Raw genomic sequence first — 25,951 nt, forward strand, 5'->3', positions numbered from 1 at the left:
TTTTGTTTTTTGATTGGAAAAACCCGGCAATCTACCCATCATTATTAAATTCACAAATAGATTAGCGTTTGTAAACGATCTTACCCCCAACCAGAGTCATGTTTACTTTAACATCACGAATCTTATCCGGGTTTATAGCAGTAGGATCAGCATCAAGCACCACCAGGTCAGCAAATTGTCCGGTTTGTATTTTTCCCTTTTTGTTTTCCTCAAAAGTAGTATAAGCACCGCTATAAGTGTATGCTTTGATGGCGTCTTCAGCATCAATACATTGGTTAGCACCAATCACAACTCCTTCTTTTGTTTTGCGCGTAACAGCACTTCCAAGTCTGATCATGGCGGGATACGGAGATATAGGTGCATCTGAATGCAAAGCATAAATAATTCCCATATCCATTGCCGTTTTGGTAGGATGCAGCATGCTCATCCGTTCAGGGCCATAAACCTGCATTTTTTCGCCAAGCTCATACATATAACAATGGAAAACAGGTATGATGCCATCTTTTTTGATGCGGTCAAGTATTCTCTGGTTGGTAATACTGCAATGCTCAATCCGGTGACGGGGATCAGGGCGAGGATCGGCCTTCTGCGCATTTTCAATGGCTGCAATAACCATATCTATCTCTCTATCACCATTGGAATGACAGGCTATCTGCCAACCGGCATGATGGATCGTAAAAAACAAACTATCCAAACCGGCCTGACTACGGGCGGGTGGTATACCATAATAATCCTTCTTTCCGGTAACCGGGTTTATCATATCATAAGGCTGATACAACCAGCAGGTTTTGCCGCTTAATGAATTACCATGAAAAACTTTGATGGTTGATATCCGCAGATAGTCGGTATTCATCTGTGGTATTTTGCCGCTCAATACCTGATCCAGGTAATCAAATCCTATAATCAGGTTAAAACGTATTGGAAAACCCTCCGCTACCAATTTGCGATAAACATCTACCTTTTCGGGCGTAGTCCATGCGTCGCCAATACTGGTTAAACCACTTGCAAGTACCCTGTTAAAATATAAACGGTAGCCCGCCATTTCCTGCTCAGGAGTTGGCTGGGGCGGGTATTGAATATTTTTGGAATGGTGCAGATACACTGCAGCTGCTTCCTTACATATACCATCGGGTTTGTCAGAACCTTTATATCGTTCAAAGGCTCCACCAGCAGGATCTTTGGTACTTTCATTAATGCCATTGATATCCATCAGAAAGGAATTAGCAGCCGAAAGATGACCGCTTATATGGCTTATAATGATAGGGTGTTCAGTTGAAGCTTTATCTAAACTATCCCTGATGGGTTGCCCGCCTAATTGAGTTTCATTATACCCCACTCCGCGTATCAACATTCCTTTTGGAGTAATAGCAGCCTTTCTCTTAAGCAAACTGATCAGGTTTTTCATAGAGCTAACCGTATCAAGCTCCAGTGTAGCATAAGGCTCTTCAAATGCATAAACAGGTGCCGGGTGCTGATGCACATCATTAAACCCGGGTATAACTGTTTGGCCGTTCAGTTGCACAGTCTTTGTTTGTTTGCCAATATATTTTTTTATAACTGCATTGGTACCAACAGCCATTATGCGGCCATCCTTAACGGCTACAGCTTCCGAACGATCGCCTTTGTGCTGTAGCGTTATGATATTCCCGTTTAGCAATACCACATCTGCCTGTTGCGCTTCAAGTTGGGAAACAACCAATAGCAACAAAAAGCAGGTTATTATACTTCTTATATTCATATTGTCTTATCCCGGTTTGCTTATTCTAAAAATTTCTTTTTTAGTAATCCGATCTTTTGATCATCTAAACCAACCTGTGTTTTCAGGAAATTATCAACAGAACCGTATTGGCTCGTTATAGCCTTAAAAGTGGTATCAAGGAATTCTTTTTTTACACCCGCCATATTTTTAGCTACCTGTTCATCAATGTGCGCGTACTTTACCATCTGGTTTACCATTTTAATATTATCAGCACGGCGATAGTAATTTGAGGCGAGATAATCATCCATTATGGTATCATAAGGTACACCCAAACTATATAGCAATAGCGCTGCACCTATACCTGTGCGATCTTTACCTGCTGTGCAATGAAATACCAGGCTATTATCCTGCGGTAGCTTAAGCAGTTTATCAAAAAATATTTTATACCGCTCGGCCAAAAATTGGGTATTGCCATAATAAGCATTCATCACAGAATCGCCCTGATCGCCTTTCAGCTTAGCTATGGTTTTCATCCAGTCTATACCATCGCTGCCTGCCGGACTCAGAATATAATCTGTACCCGGGTTAATACGGTCCGGGGCTTGTGCCGATTCCTGATTCCCCCGCAGATCAACATCATAGGTAATCTTCCGTTCTTTCAAAACGACCAGATCAGCATCGGTTAATTTACTCATATCGGCACTGCGGTATATTTGTCCCCATTTTACATGATGCCCGTCGGCCGTAGTATATCCACCCAGATCGCGAAAATTAGAAGCCCCCTGTAAAGCAACGTGTCTTTTAATACTATCCGCTACTTGTGCCTGCGACGCTGATAAAACTCCAAAAGAGATGAACAATAAAAAATATTTTTTCATGATATAATATAAATTGAAAAAGCAGGGGTACTTGCGTCTCCCCTGCTGCATTTAAAAAATTATTTTTATTTAGTTAACCAGGTATCCTTGCTAATATCATCAATACCACCAAATTGTGATGAAACTGCAGCCTGGTTGTTCGCTGCGTTATAGGTGATCTCATTTTGAGGGTATAAAAACCTGCGTGGAATTAAATTATTAGGTGTTCCTATACCCACCCCGCCCTGTGCAAAAGCAGGAACTCCGGTTCGGCGATAATTATAATAAGCTTCCCATCCGGAGTTGTTGTTTAAAGCAACATATTTTTGTGTAAGTATTTGTGCCAGACCATCAGCATTATCACCTTTATATTTTACGGTAGTTAAAAAAGTGGCAACATCAGCGGTAACCGTACCCCAAACATTACCCTGGGCATTAGTACCTACTTTTACAGGATAATTGATAGTTAGCGCCTTGCTATCAGTTATGCCGTATAAGGCAAGTGATGCATTAATACCATTAGTATACCAGGTAGCCGAGGCACCACTGATCCATCCACGGTTTATGGCCTCTGCAATGCCAAAGCACATTTCAGGATAACCGATAAATACAAATGGCTCCTGGGTTGCACCAGATTTATCCACATAATAACGATTAAAATTTGAAAAGGAATAGGCATTATTGGTATTATCAGGACCTGCGGATGCTCTTGCTAAAAGGTCAGACTGTGCTAAATCAGGATCAGCACCAACGTAGGCAGTAAAGTCGCTTAAAGATTTACCGGCAGTAATTTGTGCCGGGGCCGGAGATGCTACAACAAATGTTCTCGGATCTTTTGTTGCGGTAGTAATGTTAAGATAGGTAGACCCTACGTTGGCAAAGTTATTGTACGGGTTAAAGCCTAATGTAAATAATGAGTACGGGTTTGATGCCGTGTTAAACTTATAAACCAGGTTATCTGCATTACCGGTCATAATAGGGTATTGAGCCGGATTATTGATAATAGTTGCAAATTGCGGAATAACACTCAGATCGGCATTATCAGCAGCACGTTTACTTAGGCTAATTAAAACCCTTAATCTATAAGTATTTATCACTTTTTGCCATTGCTGATTTGTTAAACCAAAAATATCTCCGGTTGAACTTAACAGTGCTGATGGTGTTAATTTATAGGTGGGGTTTGGCGATGAATACAGACTATTGATGGTGTTATTAGCGCTATCAAGCAATAATAAACACTCTTTATATACATCATGTTGCGTATCATACTTAGGCGTTAAATTAGTAGTGCTCCCGTTTACACTTGAAAACGGAATATCGCCTACCCTTTGAGTTAACCAGATTCCCGCGTAAGCTTCAAAAAACTGGCCAATAGCATAATACACATTTGTTTTACTATTTAGCTGGGTGATTGACTGTTTTTGTAACGCAAGAGCGTATTTAAAAATATCATAGCTGTCAATTGTATTGGTAAAACCTGTGCTATAGTTATTAGTTCCACGATAATAAGCGTAGTTCGCTATATCGTACTGATCATACTTATTAGCATCAGCAAAAGGGAATTCGCTTGATTTGATCAGGGTTGCGGTAAGGTGATTTAATAATAAAGGAAGTGGAGTTAATGATCCTGCGTTCGCAACGTTAGGATTATTAACCAGATCGCCTTTTTGGCAACCGGTAAAAGATACCAAGCCGGTTAATAAAACTAAGGCTGTGGCAATTATTGATCTTATTTTCATAAAAATATCTTTTTATCTAATGAATTGATTAGAAGCTTGCATTAATATTGAATCCGAAACGACGAGCCGTCTGGCTTTGAAGATCCACACTGCCTGCACCGCCCACCAATGTTCTGTCCGACGCGTTATAACCGGCAGCATATTGATCAAGGTCTATATCTTTACGGGCAGCAAAGTATAACAGGTTTCTGCCTACTAAAGCAAATGATGCTTTTTTCACGAATGATCCACGTAACCATTTAGCCGGCAAATTATAACCTAAGGTAACCTCGCGCAATTTGGCGTAGGTACGGCTAATCATATAATACTCATCAAAGTTGCTGCTTATACCACTTGAAATATAGCTTTGAACCGATGTAGGCACATCATTAGGTGCAAAAGTCAATTCATTCATATTAGTGATCTGTCCATTGGCAAATTTTGGTGTTCCGCTAACCAGTTTCACACCTTCTCCTATGTATGATCCTGCACCGTTATTACCTAACTTACCGGTAGCTTTTACCGCATTCCAGTCGGCCAAACGGGCAGCCCCAAAAGCGCCACTCGCACTTTCAATTGATGTACCGCCATTATTTGATTGATAGTAAGTTCTGTCATAAATTTTGCCACCTATCCGACCATCAAACTGGAAGCTGAAAGTGACGTTTTTATAGCTAAAACGGTTAGTTATACCAAAGGAGAAATCGGGGTTAGCATAACCAAGCAAGCCATTTTGCTTTACGCCCCCTCCGGCGCCTAAAGGCAAACCGCCACTGTTTACAATATTTCCATTTCCGTCCCTTACAAATTTAGTTCCGTATATAGCATCTAACCTTTCACCTATTTGGTAAACATGGCCGTTTTGTAATAATGATTCGTTACCGTAAATTGATTTTAAAGTTTCTTTATAGGTTGAATAATTTACGTTAACATCCCAGTTAAGCCCTGAAGCGCTTCTTAAAGGCGAACCGTTTAATTGGATTTCAAAACCTTTTTTAACCGTTGTTACACCATTTACAATTTGCGATGTAAAAGTTGTAGATGGAGCTACAGGTAACTGGAAAATGTTAGGGCCGTTGGTAGTATAAAATGCCGTTGCATCCAATCCTAATCTGTTTTGTAAAAACTTCAAATCGATACCGCCTTCATATGATTTAACGTCATAAGGTTTAATAGCGGAGTTAGCAATAGTATTTGAAAGCGTTACAGATGGTGTACTGTTATAAAAAGTTGATGGCGATATCGGGCTTGAGTTTTGATAGGTTGGCCCATTGTATGGCGTAATTAACTCTGTTCCGTAACCTAATAATGTAGTAGTTGATATCCCGGTTACAGCCTGGTAAGCAGAACCGATGGTGGTAGCTGTTAAACCACCCTTAACATCGGCAAATGATGCCCGGACTTTGAAAAAAGAAATAGCTTGCGGTAATGTCACATAATCTGACACAACCGTGCTTAAAGATACTGAAGGATAAAAATAAGTATCGTGGCCTGAAGGCAAAGTTGAAAGTTTATCAACACGACCGGTAGTGTTTAGGTTAACGTAATTTTTGTAACCCACATCAAATGAATAATAACCGCTATAAACCTGCATTTTTGAGTCAAAATTGTAATTGAAGCCCTGGTTTATGGAGTTATTTAAGTTATATACGTTAGGGATAGAAAGATCTTTGGTACTTCCCCAGAATGAATTGTAAGTGAATGATCGTTCGCTGGCGCCTAATAATCCACCTATATTCCAGCCTTTTAAATTTTTGCTGTAGGTTAAGTTAAGGTCGGTATTGTTTTCTAACGACTTTCTTTGATCCTGCCTGTAATCACCATACCAGCCTGCATACCACCAGGTGGTATATTGGTTTAAGTTGGTAGAAGCAGGAACCTGTTCGGTATTTAACTCATTATAAGTATCTAACTGTGTGCGCAAGCTCAAACTTAAATCATCGGTAAATTTATAAGTTGCCTTTAATGACCCGTATATATCTGTTTTGTTACGGCCACGCAGCCATTTTTCAGCCATAAACCATGGGCTATTTAAACGACCGTACTCCTGGGCATATTGGGTCAGGTCCTGAACACCCTGAGGGCCTTTGTAAATATCTTTCAGATCCCTTACATCATAATCTGCAGATCCGTAAACCTTAAACATATACGAGTAGCTATTGGGGCCATAACTTACATCAGGGATATTGGGTGAATATTGTATATTGGTATTCACATTACCTTCAACCCTAAGTTTAGGGGTTACATCATATGCTGCACTCAGGTTAAAGTTATCCAGGTTCAATTTAGTATTTGGAAACAAACCACCAGCATAGGTATGTGTATAGGACATCCTGATATCGTAGTTTGAACCACTTGCAGCCAAAGCAAGGTTATTGGTACTTGTTACGCCTGTTTGAACAAAATTTTCAAAGTTGTTGGCTCCCCGTGCTAACCACGGCGTAGGTGTCCTAACGTTGGTAACAGGATTGTATGGGCTATCATATTGTTGTATGGGTTGTCCTTCAAAACGGGGTCCCCATTCTGGTAAGCGTTGGTTATAATCGTATAGCTGGTTACCATAGTTATATACATAATTAGTACCACGGCCATACTCAACCTGTGCTTGAGGAAGAACAATGAATCCCTTTTCCAGTTCATTGGTGCTGTTAAAGTCAATTGACCAGCCTTTTTTATCTTTTGTACCTTTTTTAGTAGTGATGATAATGGCACCATTAATACCCCTGAAGCCATAAAGAGCCGCAGCATTTGGTCCTTTTAATACGTTATAGGTATCAATATCATCAGCGCTGAAGTTATAGGTGTCTGAGTTTACCGGAACCCCGTCAACCACGTAAAGTATATCCTTGCTTCCGCGCAGAACTACTGTTGGCGCGCCAAAAAACTCGGCGCTTGCACCAATATTTAAACCGGCTACCTTACCGGCTAAGGAATTAAGCGGATTAGCGTCGCGGGCGGTGGTCATATCACTGCCTTTTATTTGAGTTGTTGAATAACCCAGGCGTTGTATTTCTTTTTTAACACCAAGGGCGGTTACTACAACTTCTGTTAATGAGCGTGTATCTGCTTTTAAGGAAACAGAGATGTTGGTTTCATCGCCTATTACCACCTCTTGAGTAGCGAAGCCAATGGTACGAAATACCAGGATTTGACCTTTACTTACAGAGATTGTAAAACGGCCGCCTTCACTTGTGGCAGTACCTTGTTTGGTGTCCTTGATGCCTACGCTTACGCCAGGCAATGGTTGATTGGCATCATCTAAAACGATACCCCTTATTGTTAAAGTTTGTGCCTGGAGGTTACTGTAAGTAAATATGCAAACTGCAATACTAAGTAACCACTTTGAAATTTTGAGTAAACTTTGTTTCATAATGCGATTTTGATTTAGCACTATAAAACTATCGTCGTGATATTATGGAAGCATTGTTAGCACAACAACAAAAAGTTAACAAATTTCAAACAAATGATCAAAAACGCTAAAAATGTTAACAATATAAATACAGAATATTATCAAATAATCAATATTATATAACAAGCAATATTTTTAACAAATGATTTATCTATAAAAACTAAAGATAAGACTTTATAAGAGAGCATTTAACAATCGATAGCCGTAAAACAGCACCTTTTATTTAACAACAATAATAATATCACCCTAAAATATATTTTCATATCTCAAAAACGCCTGCAAAGTATACTTTACAGGCGTTTAATTCTTAAATCTCTTTAATTTCTGGATTGAGAATAGGTTTACGGTGCCAATAATTTGCCAGTAAAGAGCCGGTAATATTCATTAAGGGGCCAAACACAGCCGGGGCCAAACCAACGGTAGCTATTTTCCCCATCTCTTTTGCTAATCCGGATGCCAGACCGCCGTTTTGCATCCCCACCTCTATAGCCATGGTGCGGCAATCGCGCTCATCCATTTTAAATAACCTGCCTGCCCAGTAGCCCAGCGTATACCCCATCAGGTTATGAATGAGCACCAGTAAAACCAGCATAAAGCCGATATTAAGCAAGCTGCTCCTGCCCGCCGCCGTAATGATCACGATAATGAACGCTATGCCAAACATAGATACCATAGGCATGGCATACTCCAGCCATTTGGCTCTTTTAAGCAAGTATCTATTAAACAAAATACCTGCACCAATGGGCAGTATCACCATTTTGGTAATATCCCACATCATCTTAAACATATCTATCTGGATAAAGGTACCACCCAAAAACTTCATCAGCATGGGTGTAAAAAACGGTGCCAGCATAGTTGAAACGGCGGTAATGGTAATAGATAAGGCCAGGTTGGCTTTTGCCAGGTACGATATCACGTTAGAAGCCATACCATTTGGCGAACAGCCGATGAGGATGATGCCAGCCGCAATCTCGGGCGGAAAACCGCTCAGTTTAGCCAGGGTAAAGCCCAGCGCAGGCATGATCAAAAAATGGCTGAATACGCCTATGAATACTCCCTTGGGCATTTTGATAACACCGGCAAAGTCCTTTATACTCATTGACGTACCCATACCAAACATAATCAACTGTATAAGCGGGGTGATGAGCTCAGCCAGTTTAAATCCATTCACCTGTATAAAATGCTGCGGGTAATATAATGCCGTGGTAACCGCCGCAAAGATGATGAGCGTATAAGAAAACCCTTTAAGCTGTTTAAAACCCCGGAACGAGACGGCTAGCGTTACAAAAAGCGCGATCAGGAAAGGACCCGTCTGTTCTGTACTTCCACGAAAAAAAAGTGTGGTCGAAATAAGCAGGCATATCACCGATAGGCCTGCTGTTACTTTATATATATTAAAATTATTCAATGTATTTCGATTTAAGGTGTATCATTACCAGGTTCTTTTCTCCATAAAGGCATCCAGTTGGGCACGCGTCATTTTCACTTTGCTCCCGCTCTGGTCAAGCCATTTCAAAAATGCTTCGCGGATGGCAGGTGGCCATTGGCTGTCAATTTCGCCTGTACTATAGGTACCCGATTTAAGCATGGCATGCCCAAAGTCGTCACGCAAGGCAATAAACTCAGCGGTGGCCACTACCTTTTCGGCCAAATGAGCAGGAATAAACAATACGCCTTCCTTTTCGGAAAGAACCAAGTCGCCGGGCATTACGATGGCGTGCCCTATTCTTATGGGTGTATTTAAACCCATCAACACCATTTCTTCCAGGTATGATGGATCAAAATCACGAACAAAGGCATTGAACCCGGGAATACTTTTCAACCCTTGCAGATCGCGCGCCGAGCCATCAAAAATCACCCCATTACCCGATTTGTTGAATATGGAATTACCCAGGTTATCCCCAATTAATGTCCCCCCCCTTATTTTACCAAAGCCATCGGCCACATAAACATCGCCTTTTTTGAGCACATCAATGGGCCAGGCATTAGTATTCCCTTTTCTGCCTTCCTTTACTCCACGGGCTTTGATATTTTTTTCCAAATCGGGGCGGCTGGGCATAAACATAGCCGTTACCACCCTGCCAATTACGGGTACATCATCGTTCACTAATTTCCAGTTGCCCTCAAACTGGTTGTTATAGCCTTCGTTCCGTAATACGGTCCAGGCTTCTTCAATACCGATGTGTTTGGCCCGTTCCAACAAATCGTCGGGTATTTTGGGTCGGCCATCGTCAAAACGCTCACCTTTCCATTCGGAGGTATAAAATATCAGTTGTTCTTTCGATATAGTTTGGGCTCTTGCTCCACCGGCATAAAACAGCAATACAGCAAGGCCCATCTTAAAAATATTTCTCATTTGTTTATAGGTTTATTATTGGTTATTGAACTCTGGCAAGTGACTTGTTATTGGGTATTCTTGGTGCTTCGATAGGTGTGGCAATACCGTTCAGATCATACACTATTTTGCCAGCCCTCACCGTCATTTCACATTCCAGTTTTTTATCGGCGGTAATTTTATACCCGGTATAATCAAACAGACCAAATTTACCTTTACGTATGCTTAAAATGGCAACATCTGCATCGGCACCGACAGAAAGGTTGCCCAACTCTTCGTGCTTAATTTCTTTGGCCGGGTTTGAGGTGCTCACCCTGATTACTTCATAAAGGTCCATGCCGATATTCAGAAATTTAGACATGGTGGTGAGCATATCCTTCATCGCATTATTCATACTACCAGTATGAATATCCGTGCTAATGGAATTTGGGAAAAAGCCATCCTTTGCTGCCGGTATTGCCTGCGAAAAAGCAAAGCTGATACCGCCATAACCAACATCGAAATAAATCCCTCGCTTGCGTGCCTCCCAAACAAAAGGCTTTATTTTTTGCGTAGCCAGATCGACGATATACTCCCTGTTATCCAATTGACCGAAACAGTGCGTAAAAATATCACCCGGGCGTAGGTGCTTCGTAAACAATTCCTCGATAGACAGAGGTGGATTACTGCCCCCAAAATCAATCATTACCGGCAGGCCGCCGGCCATATTGCCGGCTTCCACCGCATGATCAACCGCTACCCATTCATGGCCCTCATAATGGGCCACTTTAAAGCCTACCACAAAGTTCCGGTAACGGCGGGCGGTTAGTGCCGCCATTTTTGCGTCCATATCATTGGAGTTTTGCTCGTAGCCGCCGCGCATGCCTTCGCCTACAATATTGATGAAGGCCAGCACCCGCGTTTGCGACTGATCAATGGTTTGCGCCTTAAATGTAGGAAAAGTACGCCAGCCTGAGCTGCCGGCATCCACTACAGTAGTTACACCGTTGCGAAAGGTAAAGCCATCAGGCGGCAAAGCCAGGTTACCATTCTCATACTGATGATCGGGTTCGGTACCATAAAAATTGTGTGTGTGGATATCGATGAGGCCGGGCGTAACATACATGCCGGTAGCGTCGACAACCTGAAGGCCCAATTTAGGATTGATGTTTTTAGCCACCAGCGCTATTTTACCATCCTTCACCGCTATGTCCATTTCGGCATCGATGTTATTTTTAGGGTCCATAACGTGGCCTCCTTTGATAACCACGTTATAGGATTGTGCTTGTATTGTTGTAATAGCTAAGCCCATGGCCGCTATTACCAGAAATATTCTTTTTTGCATTTCAAATCATTTTTTAATTTATTAATGCAGGAAACCTGGGGCAATAGTTATCCTGTCGGAGCAGAAATACCTACTCCGTAAAGCAATAAATAATGTAAATTGGCTTAAACCGCCTGTTGTAAAATAGCCTTCACCCGGCTGGCAACTACATCGATCTGGTCGGGCCGTAACAACACCACTCCAATGATCAATGTATCATCATGCCTGTTGGCAACTATACTTGGCGTACCGCTTTTAAGGGCTACCAGTACATCCTTAGGATTGGTTTTCACTTTGGTTTGATCCCAGGTTACATTTAAGCTTGGAAAAGCATTGGCCGGTCCCGGATTGACAACCACCTCGGTTTTTACCGTCGAGACTGTTTCTAACGTGGTGCCTATACGCTTTGCCCGCTGTAGCCAATCGTTCCATTCTTTATGATGGTCTTTTTCCAGGTATACCTTTAAAGCCGCGTACATGCCAAACATTTCCTCTTTGTTCACCTTCATGGGCCTGCCGATCGGCGCTTCGTTAGGGCTATGATTAAGCCTTGCTGCCGTGATCAGGTCTTTCCTGCCAAATAATAAACCGGCGCTTTGCGGCCCGTGGATCATTTTACCCCCCGAGAAAGTGATCAGATCGAAGCCCATTTTTTGAAACTTAAATAAGTTCTCAACCGGCGGCACGTCTGCCGCGGCATCGATAAATGTTCGAATGTTGTGCTTCTTAGCTATTCTTACAAATTCATCGTGTGTAATACTGCTTTTTTTCTCGCTGGCATTAAAAAACAGGGCCATCACGGTATTACTATTGATGGCATTTTCCATGCCCTCGGGGCCATCAACCTCAACTATTTTAGCGCCGGTAGTGCTTACAGCCTGGTCAAACAAATAGCGATGCGTTTTCTGCATAATCACCTCAGGCCTCGGGTCAGGTAAATTGGGCAGTTGCTTTATTTTCGATTGATCGGTGCCCGTTATAGCTGCCGCCGTACCTAAAACTATAGCGCATGATGCGCCGGATGTTACCATAGCCGCTTCTACATGCAGCATTTCGGCTATCTTACCTCCTACCTTGTCCTGCAGTTCATACATATTGGCAAAATCATGCGAGGTTGAATTGATAGCCTCCAGCACTTCCGGCAACATGAGCGAGCCCGATAAAAAGGTCATGGTTACCCCCGCGTTTATTACCGGGGTAACATCAAGTTCTTTAAAAAAGTCGCGTTTAGGTGCTGGTTTTGGTGTAGTAAGGGTATGTAAAGCGGCCGCTTTACCTATCAGTCCGCTGGTTAGGGGGAGTATGGTAAGGCCTTTTAAAATATCTCTGCGTTTCATATACTGATATTATTATATGTAAGCGATACAATCCATCTCAACTAGCGAGTTTCCGGGTACGCCGCCTTTGGCCACAGCTACGGTTGTACGTACTGGCGGATTTTTACCAAACCGGCCCTTGTATACATCATTCATACCCTGGTAATCGGCAATATCATTCAGAAAAACGGTAACCTTTAATACCTTTTCCATAGATGAACCTGCTTTTTTAAGTTCTTTCTCGAGTTCCTGTAATACAATTTCCGTATGCGCCTTAATTTCGAAAGGTTCTACATGGGCACCTTTGCCGGCTATAAAAACCATATTGCCTAGTTTAGTAGAGCCCGAAAACAGGGGTACATCCTGGTGGTTGGTAATGTTGTTTACTTCTTTTTCATCGTTATTTACAATACCGGCTTTTGCAAAGCCAAATATTGAAATGCCTGCCGCCGAAGCCAGCAGTTTTTTTAAGATCGATCTTCTTTCCATGGTTATGTTATTTTTAGGTTATGTGTGATTTTTTATTAAATGATTGCTAAGTGTTAGGGACGATCCCACCACATGCGGGTCAGGAAATCATCAGGACCCTGCCGGGCTATGGCCGCATTATAATTAGCTGTATTTAAATTTTGCTCGGTAGTTGGGTATAGCATCCGTCGGAATATTTTACCCCCGGTTGCATTGCCCACATAGTTATTAGGTACCAATGCTGGGTAGCCTGTACGCCTGTAGCTGGCAAATACTTCCTGCGAATTAGGAAACACGCCCACCCAAAACTGGGTATAGATCTGCTCCATCTGCGCGTTAAATGAACCAGTGGTATTTAATCGGTGATAGCTCAGGTAAGTTTGGATTTGATTAGTGCTGATAACACCCTGCGACCCAAACAACGCCCATTGCCGCATCGAAGCGCTGATACCGTTTTCGTACAAAGTACTGGCGCTTGAGGCGGTGTACCAGCCACGCAACGCTGCTTCGGCCAGTAGGAAGTTGGTTTCGGCGTTGGTAAGCAACAGATACGGACTATTAAGTTGCAAAATAGTATTAGGATTAGGCTCTGAATAAGTTACAAATACAGCATCCGCAGGTTTAGCGCTCAGGCTGGATGACATCCCTTTTTGTATCGCTGCTGTAGTATCGGCAACTTTGTTTAACCAAACCACGGAAACAGCTGCCAGGCGAGGGTCATTATTGGTTTTTAAGTAGTTAATAAATACATCCTGGTATTTGCCGCCTTCGGGATTGCTGGTACCATTTGCGCCAATGTAATCAGCATTAAGCATATTGAGGGCCAACGGATTTTTGTTGATATCTTGCCCGGCAGAAACGTAACCATTTACTTTAGCCATATCTGCATCAGCAGTGATCACGCCACCGGCAATAGCTTTTCGTGCCCATGTTTCTGCACCGGCAATATCAACCTTGGTCATGCGCATGGCACAGCGCAGCATCAGGGAATAAGCAAACTTTTTCCATTTATTTACATCGCCATTATAGATCAGGTCAGCAGCGCCAAATGTTGGTTTAGCGGCATTAAAAGCTGCGGTAGCCTCGTCTAGTTCCTTCAGCATATCAGCATAAATATTTTTCTGCTCATCATAGGCCGGCATGTAAATGGCATCGGTATACCCTTTGCCTGCCTGAGAATACGGGATATCGCCGTACAGATCTGTAATGCGGCTAAAACAGTAAGCACGCCATATGCGGGCTGCAGACAACAGGTTAACCTGATCCGGATTACCTTTAACTGAGGTAATTACCTGCGAGATTTCATTGATCTCTTTGGGATAAGCGGTATTAAACACTACCCATGACTGTGAGCTTTGGCTCAGCACGTACTTGGCGCCAAATCCAGCTACATCATTATAGCTGGTGGTATATTGCATAGTACCCTGCAACAATACTTGTACATCACCGGCTCCATCTAACACAGCTTTGGTAAATACAAAAGCCGGTGTAGGGTTGGCTGATGAGTTGGGATTGGTATTGATCGCCTCAAAATTTTTATCACACCCTTGCAGACCAATACAGGTTATCAATAGCAAGACTATCAATTTGGGAATAAAATATTTTTTCATGATGGTGGTTTTTCTGAATTAAAATTTAACCATAAGGTTTAGCCCATAGCTTCTTGTTCTTGGTAATCCGAAAGATTCAAAGCCCTGACTGGAGCCATTGGTAAAGCTCGACTCCGGGTCGAAATTGTCCGTCTGCTTATAAATGGTTAGCAGGTTACGCGCAACAAATGATACAGAGGCGTTTTGAACGTTGATAGCTTTCAGGAGATCGGCCGGAATGTTATAGCTGAATATGACCTGACGAAGCTTTACAAAGCCACCATCGTGCAAAAACAACTCTGAGTAGGACTTATAATTGTCATAATAACTACGCAAGTTTGATACCGGCACCGTTCTGGAATATGGATTGCCGGCCTGATCCACACCACTCAGTTGCAAACCATTTTCTCTGCCTGGCAAGGTTGTTTTCATTAAGCCTAAGCGGGTACCATAAACTTCCATCAATGAGAAGATCTTGTTGCCGAACTTGCCATCAAGCAATACATTTAAGGAGAACCTCTTGTAGCGAAAATCATTAGACCAGCCCATGGTTATCGGCGCAACACCCTTGCCTAAGGTTTGCAATCCGGTTGCAACAGGTAAACCGGTAGTAGCGTTAAATACGGTTTGGCCATTGGCATTTTTCAGGATGCGGGTACCAACTATGGATCCATATGACTGGCCAACAATATTATTGATATACGCCCAGCCGTTAACCGATGAAGCCATCTGGATTTGATTAAGACCCGCGGCCAGTTTTACCACCTCATTCTTGTTATAGGCAAAGTTATAGCTGGTATTCCAACTGAAGTTGCCCGTTTTTACAGGGACTCCGCTGAGCAGCACCTCAATACCCTTATTGCTCAGTTCTCCCACATTTAAGACCACATTATTGTAACCGGTGGTTCCGGAGATGGCTGTAGATACGATATCATTGGTAGTTTTTCTATCATACAGGGTTACATCAAAACTTAAACGACTGTTAAATAAACGGGCCTCAATACCTGCCTCTGTGGTGGTGGAGGTATAAGGGCGAAGGTTTGAATTGGAAATGGTTGTACTGGACACATTTTGCAGTGGCTGCCCCGAAGTTGGCACCATGGTAAATGCCTGGTTGATCTGGTACGGACTTGGCGCCCCGCCACCTACCTGCGCATATGATGCCCTTATTTTAGCATAACTGATAGCCTGCGGCAGTTTAAATGCCTCTGAAAGCACAAAACTACCACCTACCGAAGGATAGAAAAGACTGTTATTTTTGGGGCTCAGGGTTGAAAACCAATCCTGACGACCGGTCACCGTTAAATAAGCAAAATTCTTATAACCAATATCAGCCGAACCCATTAATGAATTGATAGCGGTTTTATTATTGGTTGGTGTTGTAGAGATAGTTGAAAGGTTAGTCGAGCTGTAGAAATAAGGGATAATGTAATTACTGCCCGTGATATTGCTTTCATTGTAAACGGAACGCTGCTGATTGGCGCCTACAAAAGCAGTTAAAGCAAAATCATTGGTTACCTTGCCATTGTAGTTAAGCGTTAATAATCCGTTGGTTTCTGAAGCATCCACTTTTAGTTCACTGTACTGACCATTGGGTACATACAAGGTACCGGTAGGCAGTATGTATTTATAGTTGTAATAATAAAAATCGCGGCTTACAACACCTTTTAATGACAGATTTTTAACGATCTCGTAAGTAAGACCAGCCTGCCCAATGAACCTGTTTTTGATATCATTTTCCTTAAACTTATTGACAACAAAATAGCTGTTTGAGGCAATAGAGGCATCATTCCAGGCAATTTCATTACCATTTGCGTCATATCCTGGCTTTAGCCACCTGATATCGGCAGTATTGGCAATCATGTAGGGTGTCCAGTTGGGATTACCTAAAGCATCGCCGGCTGTGGTTCTGTTATGAGCATTTTCAACATTGTACTGTGCCAACGCTTCCAGGTTGATTCGTTTGCCGAGCTTGCTGTTAAGGCTGAGGTTACCGGTTTTACGGTTATAGTCCGTATTAGGGAGTACACTTTTGCTATTAAGATCCGAAGCGGAGAAACGGTAGTTAATAGCTTCTGTACCACCGGTAAAAGCCAGCGTATTGGTAAATGTAGAGCCGGTTTGGTAGAAATTTTTGATATTATCTTTCTGGGCGCTATAAGGGTGCGTTAATCCATCGGCTGCAACATATGGCGAGCCATCTATCTTTGCCCCGAATGAGCGGCGACCCGTTTGAATGGCCTCTCCCTGTGTAGTTGGTTTTACGCCATTATCGCCCTGGCCATATTCATATTGCCAATCGGGAAAAACGGCGGGCGTTTCCATGGTATAAGACGAGTTATAATCAACCCCGATACCTTTTTGAGCGCGCCCTTTTTTGGTAGTGATCAAAATAACACCATTAGCCGCCCTTGCACCATAAAGCGCTGCAGCTGTACCGCCTTTTAATACGCTGATGGACTCAATATCATCGGGGTTAATACCGGCTATGCCGTCGCCTCGGTCTACGTTACCGGCGCTGCCATTGGTGGTAGCACTGCCACCCGGTACCGAGTTTTCCAACGGCATACCGTTAATCACATACAATGGCTGGTTGCCGCCCGAGAGGGAACCGTTACCACGGATAATAACCCGGCTTGATCCGCCCGGACCTGTGGATAATCCGGTAGCATTTACACCGGCAACTTTACCGGTAAGGGCATTAGCCACGTTGTTTTCACGGGCCTGGGTAAATTCATCACCTTTTACTTCGGTAACCGAATAAGCCAGGGCCTTGCGCTGACGGGAAATGCCCAAAGCAGTAACTATCACCTCGTTTAGTTTACTGGATTCTTCCTGTAGTCTGACATCAATGGTTTTACGGTTACCTACAGCAATTTCCTGGGTCAGGTACCCTATTGATGAAAATACAAGCATGGTATTACCATCGGGTACGTTAATACTATATCTTCCTTCAGCATTGGTGCTGGTTGCAATTGCGGCTCCTTTAATCCTTACAGTTACTCCGGGCAACGCACCTGTGTTATCGGTAACCCTGCCCGTCACCTGCAGGGCCAAGTTTTTTTGCATTACCGGAATAGCAGAGGTCTGCTTTTTTTCGATCAGGATCATATTGCCTGATAACTGATACTCCATGCCCAGCGGATCAAATATCCTGGATAATACCAGGCTCAGTTTTTCATTTTTTACATCGATGGTAACGGTTTGATCTGTAACTATTTCGTTACTAAAAACAAAACTCAGCTTAATGGCCTTATTTATTTGCTTGAGTACATTTTTTACAGGCATGTTTGTCACCTTTAGCGATATTGGCGTGTCTAGGTCCTGTATAGAGTGGATAATCGCGCTGGTTTTGAAGAAACAGATAGATAGAAAACCTGTGATTATGACTATCCTGTTTACAGCTTTGCGCAGCCGATTAGAGGACAATATTTTTTTTGTCATATATTTGAAGAAAGTTTATAGTAATTAAATGCCCTTGCGGGAGCTATGAATTATCTGAGCTTTAGCTCGGTAGGGTTGGATGTGCTGGAATCACATTCAACCTTTTTTATGTCGTCGTTGTATATCTCTATAGGCAATCGGTTTTAAAAGTTATCATTCTGTTTATTAAAATAAGGTATATACATTTTTATCAACGCGATATTTGGCATGCGTAAGCCGGGTAATCCCGTTTAAAATATCGGGCAGGGTTTGATTTTGGAATATCGCCGTAATATGCCTGGAGGCTATCCGCTGATTATTGATCTCCACCTTAACCGCATATTTATTGCTTAGCGCAACGGCCACATCAGCCAGGGTAGCATCCTCAAATATCATTTTATCATCCATCCAGGCTATAGCATCCGTTGGATCGGCCATCCGGCTAACTATTAAGCTTTGATTCTTTTGGTCAGTTGTTACACATAAACCCGGCGTAAGTAGCGCATGAGCTTTACTGCTTTCGTCAACAACACCAACTTTACCGGTTAAAACAGTTACTTTTTGAGGCTTTTGCTCATTGTAGGCGCTAACAGTAAAGGTTGTGCCCAAAACCTGTGTCCTTAACGCCCCGGAGTAGATAATAAAAGGCTTCTTACTATCATGTACCACATCGAAATAGGCCTCTCCCTTTAAATAAACAATTCTTTGTCCGGTGCTGAATTTTTCAGGATACCGTAAAGAACTATTGGCGTTCAGGGTAACATGGGTGCCATCGGCTAAAATGATCACTTTGGTTTTAGCTGGCAAAGATTGAGCGGTTAAATATTGGATACCGGTAGCTGTCTTTTTATAAAAACTGATGGTACAAATAAGTAGCGTCAAAGCAAAACAGGCGGCATACTTTAACCATACTTGCGTATGATAACGTTTTGGTGTTTTTTCCTTGATACGTGCAGCAATATCAGCCCACTTTAAATTATTCTCAATTGACGAATGCTCCGATTTTTCCCAATTGCTTTTCAGCGCTTCATCAAAATCATCATTATTAGGCGAAGCTTTGATAGCCAGCATCAGCTCATCAAACTCCTCGGGGGTGCAGGCATTATTGATATATTGATTTAATAAATATGATTTTCTTTGTGTAGTGTTCATCATTAACGGTGTGATTACATTAAAGACACAGCAAACTCACAAACAGACTAATCAAAATGAAAATTTTATTTTTTTTATGACAACATTCTAAAAATGTTATTCCATGATGTATTAAAACAAGAGAATATAACCTACCAACAACTATCCTTTGGTGAAATTAAAAGCAGTCGCATAATCAAAAAGTTTAGCTTTTTTGATCATCATAATTTAACGATCATGAAAATAAGGATGAGGGTTGGATCGATACCATGCTGCGTAAGATATCCTTTGATAGAGGCCAGGGCAGAGAGCAAATGATTTTTGACTGTATGTTTTGATAAGTTTAACTGCGACGCGATATCATCATAACTCAGATCGTTATTTTTACTCAGCTCATAAACCAGTCTTCGTTGTGGTGACAGTTTACTCACAGCTATGTGGATCAGTTTTTTATACTCAGATACTTGCACGGCCGATTCTGTGTCATTATAGCCGACCACAGCAACCCGCATTAAATGATTGGTAAGCCGCATATCACTTGCCGCCTTGCGTAAATAATTTAAGGAGTAGTTGCGAACAATGGTGTAGATGTATCCGTCCAGGTTTTTTACGCTATTTAGCGCTTCGCGATTCTGCCAGATCCTGATAAATATTTCCTGGGTAATTTCTTCTGCCGCGTAATGCGATTTTGCTAAAGTATACACCTGGGCATATACCTGGCGGTTGTATGTTTCAAATACCCGTCTGAATTCAAACTCTGAATATGTTTTCGGGATATCGGTTTTCATTAAATCAGCAGCAGGAGTCTTATAGGGTTAATAGCGATAAAAATTTTATCTAATATAAAGAAGGTTTTATTCATTTCAACAAATCATTACAAATTTCTAACGCCCTGTTGATGTTATATTAACTTAATATCTTATAGGTTAACTAAAAAGTTAAGCCATTCTCTTATTGGTACGATAACCAACATGTGCCTCCATCATTTTTGCACAAAAAATCATCATTCAGAAACCCTCTGATATTGGGTTCATGGTCAAAACTCCAATAGATTCAAAAATAAATTTGTTTGTATTTAAAAAGTTATTACTTTTATTTTAGAATAGACCAGAATAGACCAATTAATTTAAACTTGTTATGAAAAGAAAAGTACCTAAAAAACTGGGACTTGTTATGCTTTGCTGTATTTTGCTGCTGAGCTTTCGACAAGGTTTTTCCCAACAACTTAAAACCATTTCGGGCCATGTTAAAGACGAACAGGGTTTGCCCATGCCTTCTGTCAGCGTTAACCTTGCCGGCACCTCTCAAGGCACTATCACCGATGTCAATGGATCTTACAAAATCAGCGCACCTGAAAACGCCACCCTCGTGTTCTCTTTTCTGGGTTATGAGAAAAAGACAGTGAAGGTTACCGGCAACTGGGACGGCAATGTAGTAATGTCACCGGATGCAAAAGCCAGAGATCTGAACGAGGTGGTGGTGGTAGCCTACGGCACTCAAAAAAAGGCAAACCTTACGGGCTCGGTATCGGCAATCGGAGCAAAAGAACTTCAGGACCGGCCGGTTACCAACCTTAATGATGCGCTGCAAGGTACCATGGCCGGAGTTACTGTTACCACAACAGGTGGACAGCCCGGCTCATCCGGGAGCATTAATATCCGCGGTATTGGTACATTGAACAACAGCACCCCCATGGTGGTAATTGACGGTATCATCGGTAATTTATCAGATGTAAATCCCAACGATGTACAATCGGTTTCTGTGTTGAAAGATGCTGCTTCGGCGGCGATATATGGATCCCGGGCTGCCAATGGGGTTATATTGGTTACCACTAAACGCGGTAAGAGCGGCAAGATGCAGGTAAATTATAGCGCCTACGCGGGTAAGCAAAAGCCTACCCACCTTCCCGATTTTTTACCATCCTGGCAGGCAGCCACCCTGTACAACCAGGCTTTGGCAAACGAAGGTCAGGCTCCTTACTGGACAGCTAATGATATCACCTTGTTTAAGAACCAAACCGACCCGGATACACACCCTAATACCGATTGGCAGGGCTTTCTTTATAAAGGGAGCGGATTTCAGCAAAATCATGCCGTTAACATTAGCGGAGGAGACGATAAAACCCAATACGCCTTTTCATTGGGTTATTTTCAACAGGACGGTATCATACAGAAATCGAATTATAAAAGATATTCAACCCGTATGAACCTCAATTCAGCCATCACCAAAAACTTTAGCGTAAATGCCAACCTGGCGTTTTTATATGCCCCCACCCAGGCCCCAGATGGTTTAGGTGGCGGAGATATAGGCGGTATCATTGGCACAACGGCCGCCATGAGCAGTACGGTGGTAAATCAATATAAAAATGGTGTTTACAACTACCTTTCTTTTGGTAACCCCATTTCATGGCTTAACTCACCGGGTTATAATAATAACCAAAACTCTCTTTTTACAGGCAATGCAGGGGCTGATTGGGAGCCAATCAAAGGACTCCACTTTAAACCATCATTCTCCTATCGGTATAATGCAAACCCTGCCCAGGAATTTAAACCCGCGGATACATATTATGATCCCAAGAACCCAACTGTGGTGCAAACAACTATCAGCCAAAGTTCCATAGCCAATGCTAATGCTATCAATAACTACTACAACCTGCAGGCATTATTAGAATATGACAGACATTTTGGTAAACACAGCATTGATATATTAGCCGGTAGCTCACAGGAATTGACTACCTATCAGTACCTCTATGCTTACAGGCAAAATTTCCTCAACAGCTCTCTTTCGCAAATAAACGCTGCACCATCATTAGGACAGCAAAATGCCGGTACTTCCAGTCAGCTAGCTCTCCTATCCTATTTTGGTCGGGCCAGATATTCATATGATGATAAATATCTGTTTGAAGCCAACCTGCGCGATGATGGTTCGTCCCGGTTTACCAACGGGCAACGATGGGGCGTTTATCCGTCCTTTTCTGCCGGCTGGAATATTTCGAAAGAATCATTTTTCGGTTCCTTATCAAATATTATCCCTATGCTTAAACTACGGGGTTCCTGGGGTAAACTAGGTAATCAAACGCTAGGTACTACAAACGGCCTTAATGTCCCTTTTGCATATCCGGCAGTTTCGGTTATATCAAGCGGGCAGAATTACTCATTCAACCAAACTCTTGCCCCGGGTATTGCCTTGAACAACGGTGCCAATCCAGCTATTACCTGGGAAAAAACGACTACCACAGACGTGGGAATAGATATGGAGCTTCTGAATAGTAATTTAAGCTTCACTGCCGACTATTTTGTAAAAAACACCAATGGCATACTATTGCAATTACCTGCCAGTAGTGTTTATGGCTTTACTACACCTTATCAAAATGCGGGCGCGGTACGTAACTCGGGCTGGGAACTCGCCGCGGCGTACAGAAACAAAATTGGTAATGTATCCTACAATATTGCTGTTAACGCATCCTTTATCACCAATAAAATAACTGATCTGGCAGGTACCGGGTCTATTTCAAGCGGAAGGGTTGTGGGTTACCCGCTGCAGGCATTTTATGGATACCAGGTAGAAGGTATTTTCCAGACACAACAACAGGTAAATGACCACGCCAAACAAAGTGGCGGCGTTATTGGCCCAGGCGACTTGATGTATAAAGATATCAGCGGCCCAAATGGCAAGCCAGATGGCGTTATCGACGGTAACGACCGTGTATACCTGGGATCGCCTTTCCCTAAAACCACATTTGGCTTTACCCTGGGTGCGGGCTGGAAAGGATTCAACGTGAGCGGCTTTTTCCAGGGCGCATTAGGCGTGAAGAACTACGTTCAGGGTTTTGAACTGGGCTCATTACAACAGGCTAACATCGGCAATCCTACAACAGCGTTGCTTGATGCCTGGACGCCTACCAATACCTCGGCCACTTTTCCGCGTTTATGGTCAACCTATACGCAGAATAACCCGCAAAGCTTTGTATCATCTTTCTGGGTACGCAACGCATCTTACCTAAGGTTAAAGAATTTATTGGTGAGCTATACCCTGCCCCATAACACGCTCGCCAAGCTGGGTGTAAAAGGCGTCAAGATTTATTATAGCGGGCAAAATATCCTCACATTCACCAGCTTTTACAAATGGGTTGACCCCGAGACCAATGCAGGGAACAATGCTTACGGATCATACCCGCAGTTAAAAACAAATACCCTGGGTGTTGAGGTAACATTTTAATTATTAAAAAATTAGTACATGAAAAATCTATTCATAACCTTAATTATTTTAGCCACGCTGGCATCATCATCGGGCTGTAAAAAAGATTTCCTCGATAGGGCTCCTTTAGATTCTTATACCAATGCCGTACTGTGGAAATCATCAAGTGATGTACTGGCGGCGCTCAATGGCTGTTACTCCAAATGGGGCGGCGGCAATAATGGCTATTACGGAGTTTTTGCCGATAATAATTCCGATAACACCTTCGACCAGTTTCCCTGGGAGAACTGGCTGGCCCTCTCCGCGGGTATCGCTACGCCAACTAATCCAGGCTTTACAAAATGGAACTATAGCTGTATACAAACCTGTAACTGGTTTTTAGATAACGTAGGCGCTGCCACTATGGATGCAACGCTTAAAGCCAGGACAATAGGCGAAGCCCGTTTTTTAAGAGCCTATGAGTATTTTACACTTAGCCAGTTATATGGCTCTGTTCCGTTGGTAGAGCATAATCTGACGCCGGATGCTGCCAATAAAGTAACCCAGGCAACAAAAGCTAATGTAGTTGCATTTATATTAAACGAACTTACTACCATAGCTCCTGACCTACCCGTTAGTTATTCCGGTTCAGATATCGGACGTATTACCCGTGGCGCTGCTATTGCTTTAAAAGCAAGGATAGAGTTATTTAACCAAATGTACCCACAATGTATAGCCGACTGCCAGCAACTGATGACCGCACCGTTCAGTTACTCGATATATCCGAAATATGTCGATCTTTTCCGTCAGCCTTATGCCGATAACCAGGAGGTAATACTGGATGTTCAGTTTAAAGCAAGCGATAATAATTTTGGCTGGGCCAGAAATATGACCATCAATTCATTAGGTGGTTATAACTCCATTGCTCCTACACAAAACCTGGTAGATGCCTATGAAACAACCAATGGTAAAACTATTGATGATCCGGCATCGGGATACAATCCTGCCCAACCATATCAAAACCGGGATCCGCGGCTTAGCGCAACCGTATTTTATCCCGGTGCACAGTACAGCAGCAAACTGCCTTATGGTTTTTATTATGACCCGATTTCATCCAGCCCCAAAACCCTGGATCATTGGGGCGATAACAACTGCAGTCCTTCGGCTTATGGCTTACGTAAGTATACTCCTTTTATTGCCGACTTCCCGAATCTGGACCAGGTAGGCATGGATGTTATTTTGATACGTTACGCAGAAATAAAACTGATGGATGCCGAAGCTAAAATTGAAAGTAATAAAATAGATGCTTCGGTTTATGATGACATCAATGCTGTACGCCAGCGCCCAGATGTAAACATGCCTGCTGTAGATAGGTCGAAGTATAACGATCAGTCGAGTCTTCGCACCTTGCTACGGAGGGAAAGAAGAGTAGAGCTGGCTGTGGAAGGACTTCGCTGGTTTGATATACAACGCTGGCAGATTGGCCAACAGGTGATGAACGGCCAGGTAACGGGCAGTATGCTTGGCACGGTGAACCAAACAAATGGCGCACTTACCCTAACACCAGGAACAACCATCAAAGTAGGAGCCGCGCGCGTATTTGACCCGGCTAAAAACTACCTGTGGCCGATTCCGCAAACAGAGATAGATCTGAACAAAAGCCTGAAGCAGAATCCTGGCTATTAATTTAACTAATACCCTGTTTAGTGATTGAAGTCCAATCACTAAACATTATCAGTTTTGTCGTATAAAAAGCTTGTTTTTAACCTTAAATATTTAACCAATTTAAAATTTATGATGATGAAAAAAATCTTTTTTGCAGTTTCATTCGTGGCGATTACTTTACTGTCTTTGCAAACTATTTACGCTAACAGAAGCGTTCACCGGTTAGTTAAACACGCTGCCCCTGATCCAATAGGGATCAATGTAAGCAGCCCTCAAGGCTCTTCTTATATCATTACCTTTTCTGGGCCAAGTAATGTAACGTATAACACCAGCACACCAGGTTCTGGGTTTCCTATTCTTCCCGGCACTTATTATATTTCAGTAAGCGGATTTAGTTATAGTCCAGGCGCTCCGGCGCATGGTTTCAGGTTCGAGAATACTACCGTGCCATTAACAGCAAGTAGCGGCTCTACCCTTTACCTTAACCAGGTAACCATTACACAAACATCTTTTTTGTGGATATACTAACAGGAATAAATGATACGACGTAACTTGTAACACGGGCAAATATTTCGTATATTTATATGAAAACAGCCCGGTTCTCTTTTAATCAGAGAAGCGGGCTGTTTAGTTTAAGAGAAAACAAGGCCAAAAATCGGCCGTTTTGAATATAGTTATTTGACAATCAATAAATTAATACTTTTTAAAGCTTTCAAAACCTATCAAAAATTTGTTAAAAAGTGTTAAAATGGCGTTAAAATTTAGTTAAAACGGATAAAAATAGATGGTTTTTACCTTGTTTTTGACCAAAAAAGTGTTAAAATTTAAGGTTTAAAAAGTTTTTGATCTCCTTGTTGGAACC

16 protein-coding genes are annotated in these 25,951 nt (G+C 42.4%); 3 read left to right on the forward strand and 13 right to left on the reverse strand.

The window, feature by feature from the left end; genetic code table 11:
• Nucleotides 1–61 precede the first annotated feature (61 nt).
• The 13 genes from BW976_RS02675 to BW976_RS02735 all read right to left on the reverse strand — a co-directional run bounded on the left by BW976_RS02675 (nt 62) and on the right by BW976_RS02735 (nt 20,036).
• Nucleotides 62–1,738, reverse strand: a complete 1,677-nt coding sequence (locus BW976_RS02675) for an amidohydrolase (protein WP_076370099.1) — start codon at nt 1,736–1,738, stop codon at nt 62–64.
• Nucleotides 1,739–1,758: 20 nt separating this feature from the next.
• Entirely contained in the window at nt 1,759–2,577 is an 819-nt protein-coding gene (locus tag BW976_RS02680) for a tyrosine-protein phosphatase (RefSeq protein ID WP_076370101.1), read from the reverse strand.
• 65 nt (nt 2,578–2,642) lie between these two features.
• The gene (locus tag BW976_RS02685; RefSeq protein WP_076370103.1) at nt 2,643–4,295 is read right to left on the reverse strand and encodes a SusD/RagB family nutrient-binding outer membrane lipoprotein; all 1,653 of its coding nucleotides are present in this window, start codon (nt 4,293–4,295) and stop codon (nt 2,643–2,645) included.
• 28 nt (nt 4,296–4,323) lie between these two features.
• Nucleotides 4,324–7,644, reverse strand: coding sequence for a SusC/RagA family TonB-linked outer membrane protein (locus BW976_RS02690; protein ID WP_076370105.1), 3,321 nt, complete (start codon nt 7,642–7,644; stop codon nt 4,324–4,326).
• A 346-nt stretch (nt 7,645–7,990) separates the two neighbouring features.
• Nucleotides 7,991–9,091, reverse strand: coding sequence for a bile acid:sodium symporter family protein (locus BW976_RS02695; protein WP_076370107.1), 1,101 nt, complete (start codon nt 9,089–9,091; stop codon nt 7,991–7,993).
• A 24-nt stretch (nt 9,092–9,115) separates the two neighbouring features.
• Nucleotides 9,116–10,039 (reverse strand): RraA family protein, encoded by a 924-nt coding sequence (locus tag BW976_RS02700; RefSeq protein ID WP_076370109.1) that lies wholly within the window; start codon nt 10,037–10,039, stop codon nt 9,116–9,118.
• A 22-nt stretch (nt 10,040–10,061) separates the two neighbouring features.
• The gene (locus BW976_RS02705; RefSeq protein WP_076370111.1) at nt 10,062–11,342 is read right to left on the reverse strand and encodes an amidohydrolase/deacetylase family metallohydrolase; all 1,281 of its coding nucleotides are present in this window, start codon (nt 11,340–11,342) and stop codon (nt 10,062–10,064) included.
• 104 nt (nt 11,343–11,446) lie between these two features.
• A complete protein-coding gene (locus BW976_RS02710; protein ID WP_076370113.1) occupies nt 11,447–12,658 on the reverse strand; it encodes an aminotransferase class V-fold PLP-dependent enzyme in 1,212 nt (403 codons plus the stop codon).
• A 12-nt stretch (nt 12,659–12,670) separates the two neighbouring features.
• Complete coding sequence (locus tag BW976_RS02715) at nt 12,671–13,126, reverse strand: RidA family protein (protein WP_076370115.1); 456 nt, start codon at nt 13,124–13,126, stop codon at nt 12,671–12,673.
• A 53-nt stretch (nt 13,127–13,179) separates the two neighbouring features.
• On the reverse strand, nt 13,180–14,715 hold the full coding sequence (locus tag BW976_RS02720) for a SusD/RagB family nutrient-binding outer membrane lipoprotein (protein ID WP_076370117.1): 1,536 nt from the start codon (nt 14,713–14,715) through the stop codon (nt 13,180–13,182).
• Between the two features lie 18 nt (nt 14,716–14,733).
• Entirely contained in the window at nt 14,734–17,982 is a 3,249-nt protein-coding gene (locus tag BW976_RS02725; RefSeq protein WP_245834604.1) for a SusC/RagA family TonB-linked outer membrane protein, read from the reverse strand.
• 321 nt (nt 17,983–18,303) lie between these two features.
• Entirely contained in the window at nt 18,304–19,272 is a 969-nt protein-coding gene (locus BW976_RS02730) for a FecR family protein (RefSeq protein WP_084192034.1), read from the reverse strand.
• 197 nt (nt 19,273–19,469) lie between these two features.
• Nucleotides 19,470–20,036 carry an RNA polymerase sigma factor gene (locus tag BW976_RS02735; RefSeq protein ID WP_076370123.1) on the reverse strand — a complete coding sequence of 189 codons (567 nt, stop codon included), beginning with the start codon at nt 20,034–20,036 and terminating at the stop codon, nt 19,470–19,472.
• Between the two features lie 349 nt (nt 20,037–20,385).
• On the opposite strand from BW976_RS02735, the gene BW976_RS02740 reads away from it, so the two are divergent.
• From BW976_RS02740 to BW976_RS02750, 3 genes are all read left to right on the forward strand, one after another.
• Nucleotides 20,386–23,466 carry a SusC/RagA family TonB-linked outer membrane protein gene (locus BW976_RS02740; protein WP_076370125.1) on the forward strand — a complete coding sequence of 1,027 codons (3,081 nt, stop codon included), beginning with the start codon at nt 20,386–20,388 and terminating at the stop codon, nt 23,464–23,466.
• Between the two features lie 18 nt (nt 23,467–23,484).
• Nucleotides 23,485–25,110, forward strand: a complete 1,626-nt coding sequence (locus BW976_RS02745; RefSeq protein ID WP_076370127.1) for a RagB/SusD family nutrient uptake outer membrane protein — start codon at nt 23,485–23,487, stop codon at nt 25,108–25,110.
• 108 nt (nt 25,111–25,218) lie between these two features.
• The gene (locus BW976_RS02750) at nt 25,219–25,617 is read left to right on the forward strand and encodes a hypothetical protein (protein ID WP_139332177.1); all 399 of its coding nucleotides are present in this window, start codon (nt 25,219–25,221) and stop codon (nt 25,615–25,617) included.
• The last annotated feature ends 334 nt before the right edge of the window (nt 25,618–25,951 follow it).

The sequence above is a fragment of the Mucilaginibacter lappiensis genome (assembly GCF_900155965.1).
Lineage (GTDB): Bacteria > Bacteroidota > Bacteroidia > Sphingobacteriales > Sphingobacteriaceae > Mucilaginibacter > Mucilaginibacter lappiensis.

What these genes read in the sequence shown, in the direction of transcription:
- BW976_RS02705 (WP_076370111.1), bottom strand. Translation starts at nt 11,342, where the DNA reads ATGCAAAAAAGAATATTTCTGGTAATAGCGGCCATGGGCTTAGCTATT.
- BW976_RS02710 (WP_076370113.1), bottom strand. Translation starts at nt 12,658, where the DNA reads ATGAAACGCAGAGATATTTTAAAAGGCCTTACCATACTCCCCCTAACC.
- BW976_RS02675 (WP_076370099.1), bottom strand. Translation starts at nt 1,738, where the DNA reads ATGAATATAAGAAGTATAATAACCTGCTTTTTGTTGCTATTGGTTGTT.
- BW976_RS02745 (WP_076370127.1), top strand. Translation starts at nt 23,485, where the DNA reads ATGAAAAATCTATTCATAACCTTAATTATTTTAGCCACGCTGGCATCA.
- BW976_RS02715 (WP_076370115.1), bottom strand. Translation starts at nt 13,126, where the DNA reads ATGGAAAGAAGATCGATCTTAAAAAAACTGCTGGCTTCGGCGGCAGGC.
- BW976_RS02725 (WP_245834604.1), bottom strand. Translation starts at nt 17,982, where the DNA reads ATGCCTGTAAAAAATGTACTCAAGCAAATAAATAAGGCCATTAAGCTG.
- BW976_RS02730 (WP_084192034.1), bottom strand. Translation starts at nt 19,272, where the DNA reads ATGATGAACACTACACAAAGAAAATCATATTTATTAAATCAATATATC.
- BW976_RS02740 (WP_076370125.1), top strand. Translation starts at nt 20,386, where the DNA reads ATGAAAAGAAAAGTACCTAAAAAACTGGGACTTGTTATGCTTTGCTGT.
- BW976_RS02685 (WP_076370103.1), bottom strand. Translation starts at nt 4,295, where the DNA reads ATGAAAATAAGATCAATAATTGCCACAGCCTTAGTTTTATTAACCGGC.
- BW976_RS02720 (WP_076370117.1), bottom strand. Translation starts at nt 14,715, where the DNA reads ATGAAAAAATATTTTATTCCCAAATTGATAGTCTTGCTATTGATAACC.
- BW976_RS02700 (WP_076370109.1), bottom strand. Translation starts at nt 10,039, where the DNA reads ATGAGAAATATTTTTAAGATGGGCCTTGCTGTATTGCTGTTTTATGCC.
- BW976_RS02690 (WP_076370105.1), bottom strand. Translation starts at nt 7,644, where the DNA reads ATGAAACAAAGTTTACTCAAAATTTCAAAGTGGTTACTTAGTATTGCA.
- BW976_RS02680 (WP_076370101.1), bottom strand. Translation starts at nt 2,577, where the DNA reads ATGAAAAAATATTTTTTATTGTTCATCTCTTTTGGAGTTTTATCAGCG.
- BW976_RS02735 (WP_076370123.1), bottom strand. Translation starts at nt 20,036, where the DNA reads ATGAAAACCGATATCCCGAAAACATATTCAGAGTTTGAATTCAGACGG.
- BW976_RS02750 (WP_139332177.1), top strand. Translation starts at nt 25,219, where the DNA reads ATGATGATGAAAAAAATCTTTTTTGCAGTTTCATTCGTGGCGATTACT.